The sequence below is a fragment of the Fretibacterium sp. OH1220_COT-178 genome (genome assembly GCF_003860125.1).
In the GTDB taxonomy this organism is placed as follows: Bacteria; Synergistota; Synergistia; order Synergistales; family Aminobacteriaceae; genus CAJPSE01.
Genome location: NZ_RQYL01000005.1, coordinates 136,564 through 155,473, shown reverse-complemented (window position 1 = coordinate 155,473; position 18,910 = coordinate 136,564). Strand labels below are relative to the sequence as shown.

Genomic DNA, 18,910 nt, shown 5'->3' with positions numbered 1-18,910 from the left:
GAGAGAGATGACGAACGAGGAGTTCTCCCGCTGCATTCAGGAGGCGGGGGAGAAGGATTTCATGAACTTCCAGTCGGGGATCATCCTGCTGAGCAAGATGCGCCCGATCATGGCCAAGTACGGCCTGAAGACCAAGGAGGAGCAGGACGCCAAGATCCGCGAGGTGGCCGCCTCCGGTACGATCGCCGCCCCGATGCAGTACTGCCCCGCCGCCGAGGCGGAGGCCAACCTGTACGTGGACGAGCGCGGCGGCAAGTTCGACGCCCTGATGCTCAAGACCGGTCGCTAGCCCTCACCCGAGGGTGCGACAGGAGGGCCGGGACGCCTGAAGGCGTTGCGGCCCTCCTCCGTTTTTTACCCCATGCAGGCCGCCACCGAGGGACAAAGGAACGCTTGAAGCGGAGGCTTGCCCTTGTCGCCTCCCTCGCTTTTTGCCCCAATACCGCACCGGACAGGGTTTCTTTTTACGTAATATCCCCTAGAAAAAATTAGTGATATTGCTTGAAAAAACTCCGTCCTTCTTTGCAATTGAATGATTCGTTGTACCCATCCCTTCAAGTCCAAATTGCCCAAACCGTCCTGAGGACAGGACAAAAAAGGATTCCCGACCTCCCCGAACGGCCGGAGGCCCAAACGCTTATCGTTTCAGTACTTTTCCGCCCCAAGGCGCAAACCCAGAATCCGTCGGCCCGAGGATCGGCGCAACACGACCGCCGAAGGCCTTTATTACGCCTGTCAATCCTTATTCCAGCGCTATTCTGGGGCTTTGCTATAATGTCCCAAATTTTTGACGCGCACGTATTCGGAGGAACCGCAAGATGTCGGAAATGAACAAGAAAGCTTCGGCGTTACAAGCCATCCTGTTCTGCTTCTGTGCCTGTCTGTGCTTTGCGGAGAGCGCCTTTGCAGGGGAAACCGGAACGGAGGCCGCCCCCCGCCTCTCCGATCGGAGGGAACTGCCCCCTCTCGAGCAGCTCGAACCTGGGATCGGCGACGGACCGGAGGCGCTCGCGGCCCTGGCCGCCCTGGCGCGTGACGGACATATCCTGCAGGTGGAGGCCGAGCGCCTCTCCCCCCGCCTCTTTGCGGGGGTCACCTACGGCTATAGCGACGAGCCTCTCTCGGCGACGGACGACGAACGTCACGCCTACGGCAAGCTCAGCGGAACGGTCGGGGTATCCTTCCCCCTGCTGGGCACATGGACGCGGCAGAAAATAGAGCGAATAAGGGCGGATCTGGCGCGGACGGAGAGCCGGTACCGCTCGGAGCTGATCCGCTACAACAATCTTCTTGCGCTGCGGAAGGCTTATGCCGTGCTGTGGTCGGAGGGAAAACGCCGGCCCATTCTGGAGACGTTCCTGGCGGACGAGGCGCGGGTCCTGGGCATTCTCTCCGAACGGGCGGGAAAACACCTGCTCCTGGACTCCGACCTCCTGGAGTTCGCCTCGGCCTTCGATATGGTGCGAAGGGATATCGTCGCCTCGAAGCTCAACGTCTCCCGCGCCCTTGCAACGATCGCGGCGGCAACGGGCCGGAGGTGGGATCTTCCGGAGAGGGTGGAGCGACCCCTTCTGCCCGGGATGTCCGAGCTGGCCCTGCGCTTGTCCGGCCACCCCGAGCTGCGCGGAAGGGAGGAGGCGGTCCGTCTCCACGAGGAGATCGCAGGATTGGCGAAGCGGAACGACCGCGATGCCCACCTCGATATGGGCCTGACGGCGGCCCGGGATTTCCCGGGGACCTGGGGGGCGGGAGCCCATGTGGGATTGAGCGTCAGGGAGCCGTTCGGCTCCCTCTCCTCCCGGTCGGACGGAGCGCGGGAGGCCGCCCAGTCCGACCTCGAGCGCGCACGGTGGGACGTCGTCAGCACCGAGATGCGTCTTCAGGACAACTTCGAGGAACAGCTGCTGTGGAACGACTACGCGCGGGAGTCCCTGCGCGTCGGCACAACCCGCCTGGAGGCCGCCCAGGCCAACGTCAGGGAACGGACGCTGCGCTTCCAGTCCCTCCCCGGCGACACCTTCGAGCAGCTGCAGCGAGGACGCTACGCGTTGCTGCGTACGGCAATGGACGTCATCGATGCGGAATCCCTGGCACTTCAGACCTATATCGAGCTGCTGGCCTTTTTTGCCTCCGAGGGAGACGAGGACGAATCGCGCGTCTTCCCCCTCGGGGACACGGAGCGCCGCGACCTGTTGCTGGCCTTTCCGCCCCTTCCGCACCCGGAGCTTCCCTCTCTTCCCCCAAGGGCTCCGGCCGCTGCCATGCCGCAGTCAGGGGAGGGACGGATGCCGTCATCCTCACCCCATCCGGCATCCAAGTCCGTCAAACCGCTGCAGAGTCCGGAGATGGCCCTTGCGAATCGGAACAAGCCAGAGGATGCTCCCACTGCACCGGCACCCAAACCCCTTCAGAACCGTAAAGCCGTCTATGCCTGGCGTGCCGCCCCCCTCCTGAGCGAGGCGACACGGACGGAATCCCTTGCACGCCTGAAGCGCGACGGCTTTGACCGAATTCTCCTCTCGTTTTCGCCCCAGGAAGTTCAGGGACTGCGCAACTCCGAGGGGGCCGAAGGGCTTCGGGCGCTTTTGCGTCACGCTTCCCGGGAGGGGGTCATCGTGGATCTTCTGCTGGGCGATCCCGCCTGGATTCTGCCTGAGGCCCGCGAGGGCCTGGAGGGCGTGCTTCGTTTTCTCGCCCCCTTCCCCTTCCGGAGCGTTCATCTGGATCTGGAACCCGACATGCTGCCGAACGCGGAGCGGAATCGGGACACCCTTTCGACGCACCTGCTGGACACCCTCAGAATGGCCCTCATCGTCGTAGGACGCCCCATCGAGCTCGTTGTCCACCCCCGCTACCTCGAGGGCGAGCTGGGGGAGAAAATGGCCGGAGCCTTGGTGGAAATGGGAATTTCGGACCTTGCCGTCATGATCTATTCCACGAACATGGATGCGGTGGCAGATCGATTCAAGGCCATATGCCGAGCGCATCCGCGATTGCGCTTTGCCCTGGTGCAGAGTGTGGAGAAGGGACTGTCGCGGTCGGAGAGTTATTTCGAAGCCGGCCGGGACGGCTTCGAGAAACGTATGCAGAGGCTTCGGGAGAGCATCGGAACCGAGGGACTGTCGAACTTCGCCGGACTGATCGTTCAGTCTCGGGAGGACTATATTCTGATGTCCAAGTAGCTGCAGAAGCCTGCCGACTTGTTGACGAGCTAAGGAGAGAAGACATGAATTTTTCGTTAGGTCCGGATCGCGGCAAAGCCACGATCCGGAAGGATGTACGGGTGGAATACGCGCCGGGAAAACGGGTGGTTCCCTGGTTGCGTTGGTACGTCATTTTGTTTCTGGTTTTCAGCCCATTGATTTTTTTCCTTTATCGATCCGTATTGCCGTGGTTCGTCGTCAACTCTCCCGCTTCGCTTCTAATGAAGAGGACATCGATCACCATGCCCAAGACGGGAACGATCATCGAGGTCCCCTTCCCGGTGGGCAGCGAGGTCAGGAAGGGCGACATCCTGTTTCACGTCGAGGACGATGCTTTGGATGCGAAGTACGAGCGTCTCGCCCTTCTCCGTGCCAGACTGCAGGCCATGGGGCTTTCCGGAGATGTCCTTCCCGGCCGTCCGACAGTGTCGGGAGGGGCAATCGCTCTGGCCTCCGAGGTCCTGAATCAGGCGGAGAAGGACAGGAAAAAAGTTGAGGAGCTTCTGCGCAATCGGGCTGCGACGGAGGCCGATCTTCGGCTGGCTCGCCAGGCGGAGGACCGGGCCAGGGCGGATCTGATCCGGGAACGGGAGGAGCACAGAGCTCTTTTGCTTCAGGCGCAGCGCAACTTGGACACCATGCGTGCCGAGCGCCGTCAGATGGAGGCCGAGATCGAGATCCTGGAGGCTCAGGTCGTTCCCCTCGAAGTCATCAGTCCCGTGGATGGGAAAATTCTCCATATCGGCGTCACTCCCGGGGAGACCCTGACCCAGGGGGTGCCGCTGGCCACGATCGTCGACCCCGATTCCATCTCCATCGTCGTATTCGCAGACAACGAGGCGTTGCCCTTCATCCGCAAGGACGCCATGGTCGAGGTACGTTTTCCCGGAAAGGTCTCCCTTCCCGCCCGTATCGACCGGCTCCCGACCGAAACCCAGGCGATACCGGGAGAGTTCATGACCTTTGCCGGATCCAAGAGAACGATACGCGTCCTTCTGACGCCCATATCCCCCATTCCCTCCGAATACCTGATCGAGGGACTGCCCCTCATCGTTCGCTGGGGAGTCCGGCTTCCCGGGATTTTGAAGCGATTCGTAAACGAAACGGAGGGGCTCTGATATGGAACCGCGTTTTGCCCGTTTAAAACTCGACGCCCACGCGGTGCTCCCCGCTCGCGAGTGGCTGCGCGAGGCAAACTCGCCCTCGGACCTCCTCGACGGCGACGCCAACGCCTTCATCCTGGACGGAAACGACCCGGAACTCGCTCTGAGGACGGCGGAGGCGATACGCCGGAATCCGCACACCTTTGCGGCCCCCGTTTTCTTCACCTGCAAGCAGCCTCCCCGAGCGTCGGCCCTCGCCGACGGGCCGGTTCTCGATCCGGAGGAGGCCATCTCCGCCGCCCGTCCGATCCTGGACGTTCTGGAGGAGATCGACCACGAGGCGCCCCTTTCCGGGGCGGACTTCCGATTGCTGGGGTGGCTCTATTCGCGCAGGGACAGGGAACTGGAGCCCGTCCCCGACGCCTTGACGCCGGCGATCTACGGGTACCCCCTTGCGGAATGCTTCGCGGACGACGGAATGGATGCCTATCACTGGATCCAGGAGATGCAGGACCAGGGCCAGATCGCGTCGGGACGCCTCGTCGCCCGTATCCGCGTCTGTCCGAAGTGCAACTCGCCGCACCTGAACTTCATCGATGTGTGCCCCGAATGCCACAGCATCGAGATAGCGACCAAGGAGCTGGTGCACTGCTTCACCTGCGGCCGGATCTCGGCGATGGAGGACCTGCTGAAGAATGAGGGAATGCGCTGCATGCACTGCCGGACTCGTCTGAGGCATCTAGGCAGCGACTACGACCACCCCTTGGAATCCATGCTCTGTTCGACGTGCAGGAGCAACTTCGTCGAGCCCCAGGTCCTCGCCTCCTGTTACGGGTGCGGCACGGCCAGCCTTCCGGGGGAGCTCGTTCCCCGCAGCTTTCATTCCTGGCGCATCACCGACAAGGGACGCATCTCCGCACGAGTGGGCAAGATGGAGGTTGCCTATGCCCTGCTGGACAGGCTGGGAAACGTCACATTCCCCTACTTCGAGCAATTTCTGGGATGGAACCTGCACTTTGTGCGGCGCTACCCGGAGCAGACCTTCACCCTGCTGGTGCTGCGCTTCGTCAACCTCGAGTCCATAGCCGACGCCCTGGGCAACCACCGCATGGTCCAGCTGATGGACGCCATCGTCTCGCGTCTGAAGGAGCTGCTGCGCCTGACGGACGTGACGTCGCGCTCCACGCTGGACACCCTTTGGTTCCTTCTGCCCCGAACCTCCGGGGCCCAGGCCGGAAACGTTCTCAAGCGCTTGGAGTCCCTTCGGGATCTGGTCTCGGTCGAGGACGCCCCGCGCCTGGAGATGGGGGTCGCCTCCTGCTCCTTTCCGGACGATTTTCGGCAGGAGGGCAGGGAGAAAATCATTGGGGCGAAGGACCTTCTCTTCGAGCTGAGCGCCCGGTTGGGCGACAAGGGGTAGGACGCCATGGAGGCTCTGTCGGAGCTTTTTTCTTGGAATTTCCTCACTCCCATCGTCCGGGCCGACATGACGGTGCTTTGGAAGTTTATCCCCTTCGTCCTGTTCTTCGAGGTACCCGTCTATCTGATGGTCTTCCTGGGCGTGGTGCGCGCGACCATCCGCCGATGGGGGGAGCGGGACCGTACCGCCTGGTACCCGTCCGTCAGCTGCATCGTCACCTGCTACAGCGAGGGGGCGGAGATCCGCAAGACGATTCGGTCGCTCTGTACGCAGATCTACCCCGGCTCGATCCAGCTCGTCGTGGTGATCGACGGTGCCGATCAGAACCGGGACACCTACGATGCCGCACAGGCCATGCGCGGTTTCGTCTCGGCCCACGCAAATCGCAGCATCATCGTGGTCCCCAAATGGCAGAGGGGCGGGCGGGTATCCACCCTGAACACCGGGCTGAAATTCTCCACAGGAAAAGTCATCATGGCTTTGGACGGCGATACCTCGTTCGACAACAACATGGTGGAGCGGGCGACCCGGCATTTCCAGGACCCCTCCGTCGCGTGCGTAGCCGGCTCCCTGCGCGTCCGCAACGTCCGGGCGAGCATCGTGACCCGCATGCAGGCCATCGAATACTTTCTGTCCATCCACGCCAGCAAGACCGGGCTCAGCGAGTTCAACCTGGTGAACAACATCTCGGGCGCGTTCGGCATCTTCCGGCGTTCCATCCTGGAGCTGATCGTGGGATGGGATGCCGGAACGGCCGAGGATCTGGACCTGACCCTGCGGGTCAAGAGCTATTTCGGGCGCCAGGGGAAAAAGATGCGCATCGTCTTCGACTCCGAGGCGATAGGGCACACCGACGTGCCCGTGTCGATGCTGGGCTTTCTGCGGCAGCGCCTGCGCTGGGACGGGGACCTCTCCTTCATCTATTTCAGAAAGCACCGCAAAGCCTTTTCCCCACGGATCCTGGGGTGGCCCAACTTCCTCTATCAAATCCTGTCCGGATTGATGTTTCAGATCATGATGCCCATCCTGCTTCTGATCTATACCGTCTACCTCTTCATCGCCTTTCCCATCCGGGTGGCTGTGTCCCTGATGGTTCTGGTCTACCTTTTCTACCTGACGCTGACCTTGTTTATCTGGATCTCCTCAGTGCTGATGCTCTCGGAGCGCCTTCGCGAAGATCTCAAACTGACCGTGTGGCTGCCCCTTTTTCCTCTTTTTGCCTTCGTGACCCGATTGAACAGCTGTTTTGCGACATTCTGGGAACTGTGGGGCCATGGCCATGCCGACACGTCCATGGCCCCTTGGTGGGTGACCCGGAAGAGCAAGTTCTGAGATCTACTGTGTAGAACAATCTAGGGTTGTTTACAAACCGGGTGAGGTTGCAGGAGGCAAACGCCCGGGAAGGAGCCGCCCGAAATGAACGTCCACAAACGCACAAAACTGACACCCCAGCAACGAGAGGAGATTTACCGGAGGCATCACACAGAACACATACGCGTTGCTTCGCTGGCCGAGGAATATCACGTCTCCCGTCCGACCATCTATAAGATTTTGGCACGAGGCCACAAACGGGATTTCTCTATTCACAACAGCTGTAATGCTCGTTTCCGCACTCTGGCCTGGGACATGAAACGTCTTGCCAAAGTAGAAAGACAATTGAAGCCAGATTGAAAAAGGAGGCCAAACGCTACAACAAAAGCTATCCGGGAGAAATGCTTCACCTTGACTGCAAGCGTCTGCCTTTACTGAAGGGACAGGTCAATACCGACCCGCGAGATTATCTTTTCGTGGCGATCGACGACTACAGCCGTGAGCTCTATGCGGCAATCCTGCCGGACAAGACAGCCGCTTCCGCAGGGAGCTTTCCGGGTCAAGTCCTGGAGGAATGCGCCTATACGATTGAGACAGCCTATACGGACAACGGCAAAGAATTTCAAGGGAATCCGGAGCATCACGCTTTTGCGGAGCTGTGCATGAGAAAGGGTATCGGGCAGAAGTTCACGCGCCCGGCAACACCGAAGACCAATGGCGGAACGGGTCATACGGACCTTGATGGAGATGTGGCACGATAAGGAGCATTTCGAGTCTCCGGAGCTTCGCAGAAAATCACTGGCCCGTTTCGTCAATGACTACAACTGGGTCAAACCTCACAAAGCTCTGGGTAATTTGACACCGGGAGAAAAGCTCTGTTTATATTTTTCAGCCAGGATTTTGTAAATAACCCTTGACTTTCTTACACTCTTTACTCGAGGGAAAACAATTCTCATGGCCGGAAGCTACATGAACCCCCGGCTGTGCCGGAGGTTTTCAAAAGACACAAAAAGCGAAGGACCCCTCGCGGGATCCTTCGCAAAGCGCCTGAACTTTTCAGAACTAACGGGCGATCATCCATATAACGTTTTCGTTGTTGTACTCGGCTTTAGGAGCGCTACCCAAAGCCGCCGAGCCCATAAGCCCCAGCGATTTCCTCTTACCGATCAGCTTTGCCGCCACCTCATCCTTCGTGCTGCTGGGGACCTTGCTCAGGTCATAACCCACATACCATTTCTTGTTAGTATCCGAAACCAAAGCATACTCCGTCTTTTTGTACTTGCTGGGGTTATCGGTATAGATAGCCAAGTGTTTCTCAAAATCAAATTTTGCGGGCACCTTACCGTTCTCAGCCTCGACGTCATCCATGCTGGTCATGTAGAACATCAGAGCAGCGGCCTTCAGGCTACGCAGGTTGCTGACGACGTTGGAGGCCTCTGCAGAAGCTGTCGCCGAACCGCTGGAAAGCAACATAGCAGCCGCCAAAATACCGATGATGACGATGACGATCAGAAGCTCGACGAGGGTGAAACCTTTACGCATATTCATGGAAAATTCCTCCTTTAAATTTAGCCCTTGATACCTAGGGCTTGATGACAATAAGTATAGGGATTTTTGCATCAAATGCAATAGGTCCTAAGACCCAATCCACTGACTTTATCCGAACAGACATCACTCCATCAGAACTGCGAAATTGCCGCTGTGATGGGGCCGAAGATGGCCATTGCGATCAGGGCCACGATTCCGCCCACGATCACGATCATGATGGGCTCCATCAAAGAGGTCATGGCCTTGATCTGTTCGTCCAGCTCCTGGTCGTACCAAGTCGCCACGCGCTCCAACATGTCGTCCAGGTGGCCCGTTTCCTCGCCGATGCGCATCATCTGACACACCAAAGGGGGAAACACTTTGGCCTGCTTGGCGGCGTCGCCCAAGTGCAGGCCCGCCTTGGCCGCGGCCTGCAAGTCGGCGAACCCGACGCGGATCACGTCGTTGCCTGCCACCTCCTCCGACATCTCGAGCCCCCTCAGGATGGGCACACCCGCAGTGACCAGGGACGCCAGGGTCTGGGTGGCCCGGGCCATGGAGGACTTGAACACCAGGCTCTTGACCACCGGCAGCTTGAGCTTCAGCCGGTCCATGAAGGGCTTGGTCACAGGACTCTTCATCATCCAGACCAGGGCCGTGATCACGGCGAACGTCACCCCCACGATCAGCTTCCAGTTCTCCTGGCAGTAGTCCCCCACCTCGAACATGATCTGCGTCAGCATCGGCAGCTCGATGTTCATCCCCGCGAAGACCTGCTTGAACTTCGGCAGGATGAACGCGATGAAGACCACCACCACGCCGATCGCGAACAGGATGACGAAGGTGGGGTAGAACATGGCGGACTTGATCTTGCCCCTCAGGGCCGCCTGCTTCTCCAGCAGGCTCGCCACGCGCTCCAGGGACTCGTCCAGAAGCCCCCCTTCCTCGCCCGCCTGCACCAGCGAGATCATCATGGTGTTGAACTCCTTGTGCTGCTTCATGGCCTGGCTCAGGGAGACACCCCGGTCGATGCTGGCCTTGACGTCCAGCAGGACGTCCTGGAAGATCAGGTTCTTCTCCTGCTCCGCGATGATGTCGAGCGCCATGGTCAGGCTCAGCCCCGCCTTGATCATCGTGGCGAGCTGGCGGAAGAAGACCATCTTGGTCTTCCCGGGCACCGTCCCGATACGCTTCAGTTTGTCCAAGAGCGACATGCCCTCGGTGGAGCGCCGCGAGACGCTGCCTGCATCTCCTCCGGACCCGGCCGCGTTGATCGCCAGAACCAGAACGCCCCGTTGCTTCAGGATGTCCAGGGCCATATCCTGGGTGTCCGCATCCACCTGCCCCTCGACGACGCTGCCGTCCGCGGAACGGCCTCTGTACTTGAAATTCATGTGGGCCTCCAATCCGTCCGGGCCGCGCTAGCCCGCCTGCATCATCAGGATCCTCTGAAGGTCCTGGGGATCGTAGGCGTAGGCCAAAGCAGCGTCCAGGGGCAGTATTCTGTTTTTGACAAACTCCGAGAGCTTCTGCTCCATCGTGTGCATCCCGATGCCGGCCCCCGTCTGGATCACGGTCTTGATCTGGCTGATCTTTCCTTCCCGGATGCAGTTGCGCACCGCAGGGTTGGCGATCAGGAGCTCCGTGGCGCAGATCCGTCCGCCGGTGGTCCCCTTCGGGATGAGCTGCTGCGAACAGATGCCCACCAGGACCGACGCCAGCTGCACCCGGATCTGCTGCTGCTGGTGGGGCGGAAAGACGTCGATCAGGCGGTCGATGGACTGCGCCGCGTCCTGAGTGTGGAGCGTGCCCAGAACCAAGTGCCCCGTCTCCGCTGCCGTGACCGCCGCCGAGATGGTCTCCAGGTCCCGAAGCTCGCCGATCAGGATCACGTCCGGGTCCTGGCGCAGGGCGCGCCTCAGGCCCTCGGCGAAGCTCGCCGTGTCCGACCCCACCTCCCGCTGGTGCACCAGGCAGCGGTCCGAACGGTGCACGTACTCGATGGGGTCCTCGATTGTGATGATGTGCTCGTAACGGGTGGCGTTGATCTCCTTGATGATCGCCGCCAGGGTGGTGCTCTTGCCGTGGCCCGTGGGCCCCGTCACCAGAAAGAGCCCGCGACGCTTGCGGGCGATCTCCTTCAATACGGAGGGAATCCCCAGATCGTCGATCGAGCGGATGTAGGCCGGGATCAGACGGAAGGCGGCCGCCAGCCCGTGGGCCTCCTGGAAGCAGTTGCCGCGAAAACGCGCCTCCTTGCCGTTCGCCGCCCTGTGGGCGAAACTGAAGTCCATCTCCCGCGACGCCTTGAAGATTTCGTACTGGCCCTTCGACAGCACCTCCAGAAAGGCCTTCTCGATGTCGGCGCCCGTCGGCACCCCCGCCCCCTCGACGTGGCGAAGCTGGCCGTCGATCCGTATCGCCGGGGGGACCCCCACGCCGATGTGCAGGTCGCTGGCGTCCCTTGCAATGACCTCGTCCAACAGGGATCTCAAGCTGATAGGCAAGGCAAGACCTCCCATGAAATAAAATGCGACGCCCCCTCGAGGGGCGTCCTTTTGTTGCCCGTTAAAGCGTGGTGGCGAAGACCTCCTCCAGCGAGGTGTGTCCCCCCAGTGCCGCGTTGATGCCCGATTGGCGCAGCGTCTTCATCCCGCGATTGATGGCCTCCGCACGGAGCTGGATGTTGCTGACCCCGTCCAGGATCATGCGCCGCAGCTCGTCGTCCACCACCATGATCTCGTAGATGCCGCGCCGCCCCTTGTAGCCGTTCCGGCACTCGTTGCAGCCGCGGGGCCGGAACGCGTGGGTCCCCTCCGGTACGTTCAGCGTCTCGCACATGTTGGCGGTCAGCTCGTACTCCTCCCGGCACAGGGGGCACAGGCGCCGGACCAGGCGCTGGGCAATAACGCCCGACAGCGACGCCGAGACCAAAAAGGACGGGACCCCCATGTCGATCATACGGGTGGCGGCGCTCGGCGCGTCGTTGGTGTGCAGGGTCGAGAGCACGAAGTGCCCGGTGAGGGCCGCGCGGATGGCGATCTGCGCGGTCTTCTGGTCGCGGATCTCTCCCACCATCACCTTGTCGGGGTCCTGGCGGAGGATGGAGCGCAGGGCGGACTCGAAGGTCAGGCCCGCCTTCTCGTTGACGTGGACCTGGTTGATCCCCGCCACGGAGAACTCCACCGGGTCCTCGACCGTGATGATGTTGACGTCCGGCTGATTGATCCTCTGGAGCATGGAGTAGAGCGTCGTCGACTTTCCGCTTCCCGTGGGACCCGTCACCAGCATGATGCCCCACGGCATGGTGCAGAACATCTCGATCTTCTCCATGTCGTCGACCTCGAGCCCCAGGCGGTCCAGCCCCACGGCGGAGCTCTCCTGGTCCAGGATACGCAGAACGACCTTCTCCCCGTTCATCGTGGGCAGGACGCTGACGCGCAGGTCGATGCGCCGGCCGTCCACGCGGATCAGGATGCGGCCGTCCTGCGGTTTGCGTTTCTCCGCGATGTCCATGCCGCTCATGATCTTGAGGCGGGCGGAGACGGAGGGGTGCAGCGCCACGGGATAGTCGAACGCGGTGTAGAGCTGGCCGTCCACGCGGAAGCGCACGCGCGCCGACTTCTCATAGACCTCGACGTGGATGTCCGAGGCCGACTCGCGCACGGCCTGCTGCAGCAGATTGCTGACCAGCTGAATGACCGGGGCGTCGTCGGCGCTGGAGTCGAAGTCGATCTCCTTGTTCTCCTCCAGGCTGGGGTCCACCTCGACGATCGCGTCCTCCAGGCTGCCCTGGAGGTTGTAGAGGCGGTCCAGGTTCTGGAGGATATCGGTGGTCGTCGCGATCCCCACCTTCAGGTTCCGGCCCGTGAGCATCCGGACCTCGTCCTGGGCCAGCAGGTCCAGCGGGTTGGCCATCGCCACCAGCAGCAGGTCGTCCTCCACGATCGCGAGAGGGATGAGGGTCAGCCGCTCCGCGACCGCCCGGGGCACCATCTTGATGGCCTCCGGCATGGGGCGGTAGCGGGTGAGGGTGAACATGGGCAGCTTCAGCTGCGTCGAGAGCGCCTCGGCAAGCCGAACCTCGGACACGATCCCCTCCGAGACGAAGATCTGGCCCAGCCTCTTTCCGGAATCCCTTTGAACCTGAAGGGCCCGGGTCAGCTGCTCGTTGTTGATGACGCCCGCCTGAACCAGGATGTCCCCCAATTTGGGCTGAGCCGCGTGGAGGGCGGCAAAGGCCGGAATGAGGGAGGTGTCGTCCGAGGTCTCCACGGGACTTTCCTTGGGAGGCTCCGGGCGCGACGGCGCCGGAAGCTCGATGGGGACAGCCCCGTCCCGCCCGTCGGCTGCGGCAGGGGAAGGGGCCGGCTGCGGGGGCTGAGCCGCCGCCGGGGCGCTCTGCCCGCCGCTGAGCGCCCAACGGATCTCCTCCGCGGGGGCCAGCGCAAAGCGGAGCTTCAGGGAGGAGTTCTCGCGCAACTCAGCCTGGGTCGCGGCGTCCAGGGGGTCGGATATCGCGACGAGCAGGACCGAATCGTTGCTCTGAAACTCCAGGGGAAAGGCGTTCAGCCGCTCGAGGAGCTCACGGGGCAGGGCATTCTGGGCCGTGACGTTGACGAGGTACTCCCCCACGTTGACCACGGGGAGCATGAACTGGAGACCCAGAGCCTCCGTCACCTGACGGTCCGTCAGGATGCCCAGCCCGATCAAGATCGTACCCAGACGCTTGTCGGGCTCCGAGGCCTTGACAGCCAACCCCCTTTCAAGATCCTCGGGCGTTATGCTGCGCGCCTCGAGCAGGATGTCTCCTATCCGTCTCCTCGACGTTGCCATTTCCCGTACCCCCCAACAAACATACACCACAATCGTGGCTTCCGCCGACTCAGGCTTTCCGGGCCTTAGTTTCAGTACCCGTCGATCCATCCCAACAGCGGAAGACCATCACCCACGTGCCCCTGAAGAGCCAGGGGCCGACACGCTCTTATGCATCCCTTTCTCTTTCAAGGGCACTTCCTTGCATTTTAACATGATTGTAACACTTCAATAGGCGGAGCACCACATGTAATTTGTATCGGACGAACGCGGAGGCGACTCAAGCCCCAAACGGCACTGAAAAAACGCCCCTTTTGGGTTATACTGCTTCTATCTGCCTGCCATTCATTTTTTACGAAAATGCAAGGAAACGGGGTTGGTTCGTGATGGACATCAAGGCGCCCAGAGGCGTACGGGACATCCTGCCCGACGAGTCGTGGAAGTGGGCCTACGTGGTGAGGACGACGGCCGAGACGATGACCGATTTCGGCTGCGCGGAGGTCCATCTGCCCCTGTTCGAGCACACGGAGCTGTTCTCCCGCGGAGTCGGCGAGACCACGGACATCGTGGAGAAGGAGATGTACACCTTCGTCGACCGGGGGGACCGCAGCGTCACCCTGCGTCCGGAGGCCACGGCGGGCATGGTGCGCGCCGCGCTGGAGCACGGGCTCTGCGCCCAGGGAGCCTTCGCCAAGCTGTGGTGCTGGGGGCCCATGTTCCGCTACGAGCGCCCCCAGAAGGGACGCTACCGCCAGTTCTATCAGATCGACGCGGAGTTTTTGGGCATCCCCGGCCCCGTCGCGGACGTCGAGATCATCGACCTGTCCGCGGAGATCTTCCGGCGGCTGGGGCTGAAGAACCTGGAGGCGGTCCTGAACTCCGTGGGGTGCCCCGTCTGCCGCCCCGTCTACCGCAGGGCGCTGCTGGAGCACTTCGAGGCCCGCAGGGGCGAGCTCTGCGAGACCTGCGTGGGACGCATGGAGCGCAACCCCCTGCGCATCCTGGACTGCAAGAGCCCCTCCTGCGGGGCCGTCGCGGACGCCGCCCCGTCCATCCACGACCACCTCTGCCCGGAGTGCCGGGACCACTTCCGGGAGGTCCGCTCCGGGCTGGAGCGCCTGAACTTCCCCTACCGGCTGGACAAGCGCCTGGTGCGCGGGCTCGACTACTACACCAAGACGGCCTATGAGATCCTCTCCGGCGACCTCGGAGCGCAGAACGCCGTCTGCGGGGGCGGGCGCTACGACAACCTGTCCGAGGCCATCGGCGGGCCCCGCCTGCCGGGCGTGGGCTTCGCGGGCGGGCTCGACCGCATCGTCCTCGTGATGGAGGAGCAGGGCTGCTCCTTCGGCCGCGCCCCCTCGGCGAAGGTCTATGCTGTGGCCCTTGACGAATCCGCCCGGAGCGCCGTCCAGGTGCTGACGCACCGGCTGCGGCAGCACGGGATCGCCGCCGAACAGGACGCCGCCGCGCGCGGCTTCAAGTCCCAGATGAGGAGCGCGGGCGCCTCCGGCGCCGCCTGGGCCTGCATCATCGGCCCCGAGGAGATGGAGAAGGGCACGGTGACCGTCAAGAACATGGCCGACGGATCCCAGGTCTCCCTGGCGTCCGAGGCCGTGCCGGAGTTCATCGCAACGGACGAGAAATAGTCTCGAGTCCAATTGAAAGGTGCCGGCACCTCGTTGGCGCCGGCACCTTTCAATTTTGTTGCCTTGAGCGGGGGGATTTGCTCGTCCGTTTCCGCCCTTCCCGTCCACGGGGACGGCCCCCCAGGCTCACTCATCCTTCCAGACCGCGGTCAGAGAGGTGTTATGTTCGCCGATGAACGACAGCTTGATGTCATGCAGTTTCGGTCCCGCCACTAGGTTCGTGGTGTCGTAGAACAGAAACACCCAGGGAGCGTCGTCCACAATCTGCTGCTCCGCCTTGCGGTACAGCTCCACGCGCCGCTGCGGGTCCGAGATCGTCCGGGCCTCCTTCAGCCACTCATCCACGTCATCGTTCTTGTAGCGAGCATAGTTGCCCTTGGGGCCGAAGTTGTCGGAGCAGAACAGGTTGTACAGAAAGTTGTCCGGATCCGGATAATCCGCCGACCACGCCGCACGGAAGAAGGGGACGTCCCCGCGGCGAACCCCGTCGTAATGCGCCCCCAGCTCGGAGGATTGCAGCTCCAGCTTGATGCCGACCTCCGCAAACTGTGCCTGAACGGCCTCGCCGATCAGCTTGTGGCGGGGGTTGTTGTTGTATTGGAGCGTCACGGAGAGCCCCTTCTCGTATCCGGCCTCCTTCAGCAGCGCCCTCGCCTTGTCCGGATCGTAGCCGTAGGACTTGAGGTCGGGGTTGTACCCCGGCATCCCGGGGGGCAGAACCCCCTTGCCCTCGATGAACACGTTGCTCATGACCAGTTCGTTGATCGCCTTGCGGTTCACCGCGTAGTTGATCGCCCGGCGCACCCTCACGTCGTCAAACGGCTTCTTCTCCACCGCCATGCCGTAGTATTGGGTCACCAGCGTCGGACGCATCTGGAAACGGTCCTTGTAGTTCTTCGAGATCTCGTCATAGAACTCGGTGGGGACATCGGAGAGGACATCCAGGTTCCCCTTGCGGAACTCCAGATAGGCCACGCTGCTGTCCGGAACGACGACCAGCTCCACCCCGTCCAGATAGGGAAGTGCCCGGCCCGCCGAATCCCTCATCCAGTAGTCCGGATTTCTCCTGAAGGTCACCTTGTTGTCGTGTTGCCAGTCGTAAACCACGAAGGGCCCGGTCCCGACGGGCCGGAAGTTGAAGTCCTTGCCCAGCTTCTCCGCGTCCTCGTGCGGGACGATGCAGTAGGCGGTGTAGCTGAGTGCCGCCAGGAACGGCGCATAGGGCGCGGAGAGCGTGAAACGCACCGTATGGTCGTCCACGACCTGGATGCCCGCCCACTCCTTGGCCTTGCCGTCGAAGTAATCCTGATACCCCTCGATGCAGTTCAGAAAGTAGGCACGGGCGGATTTTTCGCGAATCAGACGCTCGAACGAGTATTTGACGTCCGACGCCGTGAGCTCGCGCCCCCCGTTGGCGGTCGGCTCCCCTTTGTAGGCGGTTTTGTGGAACTTGACGCCCTTGCGGAGGCGTAACGTCCACATGGTGGAGTCCCCATTCACATCCCAGGATTCGGCCAGGGCGGGAACGACCTGCATTCCATCATCATCGAGGTCGACCAGAGGCTCGCAGAACAGGTTGGTCCCGCGCGCGGAGGTGGTGATGTCGGAATGCGCCGGATCCAGTGCCGGCGGCTCGTTGATCAGCCGCCACGTAAGTACCCCGCCGTACCGGGGCTCGGCCCCGGCAGCCCACCCCACACCGCAGGCAACGAAGAAAAACCCAAAGACCAGTGCAGCCAAAAGGATCCTACCGCTTTTTCTCATGCTTCTCCCTCCTGAAATATGATGATTCAATTTTCATAGATTTTAGCACAGAACAAACACCTTCCCAAGGGCACCGAAAAAAAACCTCACGAAAGGAGGAAACACGCGACCTCATGCCCTTCTCCGCAGTCCGTCAAAGATGGCTCCCTGGAGGAACAGACGTCCATGGCCCGGGGACAGCGCGTATGAAAGCGGCAGCCCGAAGGAGGGGACACCGGCGAGGGGATGTCGCCCTCCAACAGCTCGGGCTCCATCCTCCGCAACGGATCCGGGATGGGAACCGACGCGAGGAGCGCCTGTGTGTAGGGGTGCAGGGGATTCCGAAAGACGGCCTCCGTCCGGGCGATCTCCACGAGCTTGCCCAGGTACATGATGGCCACACGATCGGCTATGAACCGCACGACGGACAGGTCGTGCGTGATGAAAATGTAGGTCAGGCCCCGAAGCTCCTGGAGGTCCTTCAGCGTGTTCAGCACCTGACTCTGGATGGAGACGTCGAGCGCCGAGACCGGCTCGTCGCAGACCACGATCTCCGGGTCCACGGCTATGGCCCGCGCGATGCAGATGCGTTGACGCTGCCCCCCGCTGAACTCATGGGGGTAGCGGAATCGGTGCTCCGGCTGAAGGCCCGCCTGCTCCAGCGCCGCGACGACGCTGCGCTCCAGATTCCCCGACCCGGCCAGCCCATGGAAACGGATTCCCTCCCCGACGATCTCGTTGACCGTGAGACGGGGGTTGAGGCTCCCATAGGGATCCTGGAAGATTATCTGCATCCGCCTGCGCAGATCCTTAGGCCGCTCACGGAGCAGTTCCCCCACGTCACGTCCCTCGAGACGAACGCTGCCCCCGGTGGGCTCCATCAGACGGATCAGAGTCCGGCCAACCGTGGTCTTTCCGCATCCGGACTCCCCTACGATGCCAAGCGTACGCCCCTTCTCCACCGAGAACGACACCCCATCGACCGCCCGAACCTGCCCCGCAACCCTGCGGAAAACCCCTTTGCATATCGGAAAATACTTCTTCAGCCCCTGGACATCCAGGTACATATTCCCTCCCCCTTTTCCGAACCGTGCCGAGACCGGCGCCTCCTCCCCCACGGGCCCGCAGCTACGCTAGACACACCCCGAAAAATCATGACGGCCGTCGCGATGCAGCCAACACCGGACGGCAGCCCCCTTCTCGAACCCGAAGAGCGGCGGCTCCTCGCTCCGGCACAGGTCAAAGGCAAGGGGACAACGGTTGTGAAATCGACAGCCGTCGATGCGCTTCAGAGGACTGGGGACGACGCCCGGCACCGTGGCGAGTCGCTTCTGCCCTCCCCCAAGAGCGGGGATGGCGCGCATCAGACCGCGCGTATAAGGGTGCAGCGGGCTCCGAAACAGGGGGACCGCATCCTGCTCCTCCACCGCCCGGCCCGCGTACATCACCAAAACGCGCTGCGCCATCTGTGCGATGACGCCGAGGTCGTGCGTGATGAAGAGGATTGAGGTCCCCGTCTCCTGTTTCAAGTCGTTCATCAGGCGCAGGATCTGGGCCTGAACCGTCACGTCCAGCGCGGTCGTCGGTTCGTCCGCGATCAGCAGGGCCGGACTGCACACCAGGGCCATGGCGATCATCACGCGCTGACGCATGCCGCCGGAAAGCTGGTGCGGGTACTCCCGCATACGCTGCTCGGGCTCCGCGATCCGGACCTTGGCCAGCATCTCCGCAGCAGCCGCGCAGGCCCCGCGGCGGCTCATGCCCCGATGCAGCATCAGGGGCTCCATGATCTGTTCCCCGACGGTCATCACGGGATTCAGACTGGTCATGGGCTCCTGAAAGATCATCGAAATCCGGTTGCCGCGGACGCCGCACATGGCGGACTCGTCCAGCCCCAGGACATCCATCCCGTCGAAGGTGATCGTCCCGGCCTCCACATACCCCGAGGGCTCCGGCAAAAGCCGCATGACGGAGAGAGAAAGAACGCTCTTGCCGCATCCGGATTCCCCCACGATACCCAGCGTCTGCCCCCGTTCCAGCGAGAGGGAGACCCCGTCGACGGCACGGACCAGACCGGAATCGGTGTCGAAATACGTCTTGAGATCGGAAATTTCAAGTAAGGACATACCGAACCCCTCC

General features: G+C 62.1%; 16 protein-coding genes. 9 read left to right on the top strand and 7 right to left on the bottom strand.

Annotated elements, in window-relative coordinates; genetic code table 11:
- Positions 1-7 precede the first annotated feature (7 nt).
- From EII26_RS03760 to EII26_RS13665, 8 genes are all read left to right on the top strand, one after another.
- On the top strand, positions 8-289 hold the full coding sequence (locus EII26_RS03760) for a hypothetical protein (RefSeq protein WP_124887807.1): 282 nt from the start codon (positions 8-10) through the stop codon (positions 287-289).
- A 538-nt stretch (positions 290-827) separates the two neighbouring features.
- Positions 828-3,182, top strand: a complete 2,355-nt coding sequence (locus EII26_RS13085; protein WP_233572587.1) for a hypothetical protein — start codon at positions 828-830, stop codon at positions 3,180-3,182.
- 263 nt (positions 3,183-3,445) lie between these two features.
- Positions 3,446-4,321, top strand: a complete 876-nt coding sequence (locus EII26_RS03755) for an HlyD family secretion protein (RefSeq protein WP_158612142.1) — start codon at positions 3,446-3,448, stop codon at positions 4,319-4,321.
- Between the two features lies 1 nt (position 4,322).
- Positions 4,323-5,726, top strand: coding sequence for a TackOD1 domain-containing metal-binding protein (locus tag EII26_RS03750; RefSeq protein ID WP_124887805.1), 1,404 nt, complete (start codon positions 4,323-4,325; stop codon positions 5,724-5,726).
- 6 nt (positions 5,727-5,732) lie between these two features.
- Complete coding sequence (locus EII26_RS03745; RefSeq protein WP_124887804.1) at positions 5,733-7,058, top strand: glycosyltransferase family 2 protein; 1,326 nt, start codon at positions 5,733-5,735, stop codon at positions 7,056-7,058.
- 84 nt (positions 7,059-7,142) lie between these two features.
- On the top strand, positions 7,143-7,397 hold the full coding sequence (locus EII26_RS13255; RefSeq protein WP_199735054.1) for a hypothetical protein: 255 nt from the start codon (positions 7,143-7,145) through the stop codon (positions 7,395-7,397).
- The gene (locus EII26_RS13250; RefSeq protein WP_199735053.1) at positions 7,394-7,798 is read left to right on the top strand and encodes a DDE-type integrase/transposase/recombinase; all 405 of its coding nucleotides are present in this window, start codon (positions 7,394-7,396) and stop codon (positions 7,796-7,798) included. Before EII26_RS13255 ends, EII26_RS13250 begins: the two co-directional genes overlap by 4 nt.
- Complete coding sequence (locus EII26_RS13665) at positions 7,752-7,943, top strand: integrase core domain-containing protein (protein ID WP_446718749.1); 192 nt, start codon at positions 7,752-7,754, stop codon at positions 7,941-7,943. The genes EII26_RS13250 and EII26_RS13665 overlap by 47 nt, the downstream gene beginning before the upstream one ends.
- Positions 7,944-8,099: 156 nt before the next feature.
- On the opposite strand, the gene EII26_RS03735 is transcribed toward EII26_RS13665, so the two are convergent.
- From EII26_RS03735 to EII26_RS03720, 4 genes are all read right to left on the bottom strand, one after another.
- Entirely contained in the window at positions 8,100-8,585 is a 486-nt protein-coding gene (locus EII26_RS03735) for a prepilin-type N-terminal cleavage/methylation domain-containing protein (RefSeq protein WP_124887803.1), read from the bottom strand.
- A gap of 131 nt (positions 8,586-8,716) precedes the next feature.
- Positions 8,717-9,958: a type II secretion system F family protein gene (locus tag EII26_RS03730; protein ID WP_124887802.1), complete on the bottom strand. Its 1,242-nt coding sequence runs from the start codon at positions 9,956-9,958 to the stop codon at positions 8,717-8,719.
- Positions 9,959-9,985: 27 nt separating this feature from the next.
- Entirely contained in the window at positions 9,986-11,071 is a 1,086-nt protein-coding gene (locus EII26_RS03725; protein WP_233572586.1) for a type IV pilus twitching motility protein PilT, read from the bottom strand.
- A gap of 61 nt (positions 11,072-11,132) precedes the next feature.
- Positions 11,133-13,400 carry an ATPase, T2SS/T4P/T4SS family gene (locus tag EII26_RS03720; protein ID WP_158612141.1) on the bottom strand — a complete coding sequence of 756 codons (2,268 nt, stop codon included), beginning with the start codon at positions 13,398-13,400 and terminating at the stop codon, positions 11,133-11,135.
- A gap of 362 nt (positions 13,401-13,762) precedes the next feature.
- Between EII26_RS03720 and hisS the strand changes: the two genes are divergently transcribed.
- Entirely contained in the window at positions 13,763-15,028 is a 1,266-nt protein-coding gene (gene hisS / locus EII26_RS03715) for a histidine--tRNA ligase (RefSeq protein ID WP_199735049.1), read from the top strand.
- A 126-nt stretch (positions 15,029-15,154) separates the two neighbouring features.
- On the opposite strand, the gene EII26_RS03710 is transcribed toward hisS, so the two are convergent.
- From EII26_RS03710 to EII26_RS03700, 3 genes are all read right to left on the bottom strand, one after another.
- A complete protein-coding gene (locus EII26_RS03710) occupies positions 15,155-16,792 on the bottom strand; it encodes an ABC transporter substrate-binding protein (protein WP_124887798.1) in 1,638 nt (545 codons plus the stop codon).
- Positions 16,793-16,878: 86 nt separating this feature from the next.
- A complete protein-coding gene (locus EII26_RS03705; protein ID WP_124887797.1) occupies positions 16,879-17,838 on the bottom strand; it encodes an ABC transporter ATP-binding protein in 960 nt (319 codons plus the stop codon).
- Between the two features lie 66 nt (positions 17,839-17,904).
- On the bottom strand, positions 17,905-18,897 hold the full coding sequence (locus EII26_RS03700; RefSeq protein ID WP_124887796.1) for an ABC transporter ATP-binding protein: 993 nt from the start codon (positions 18,895-18,897) through the stop codon (positions 17,905-17,907).
- Positions 18,898-18,910: the final 13 nt, after the last annotated feature.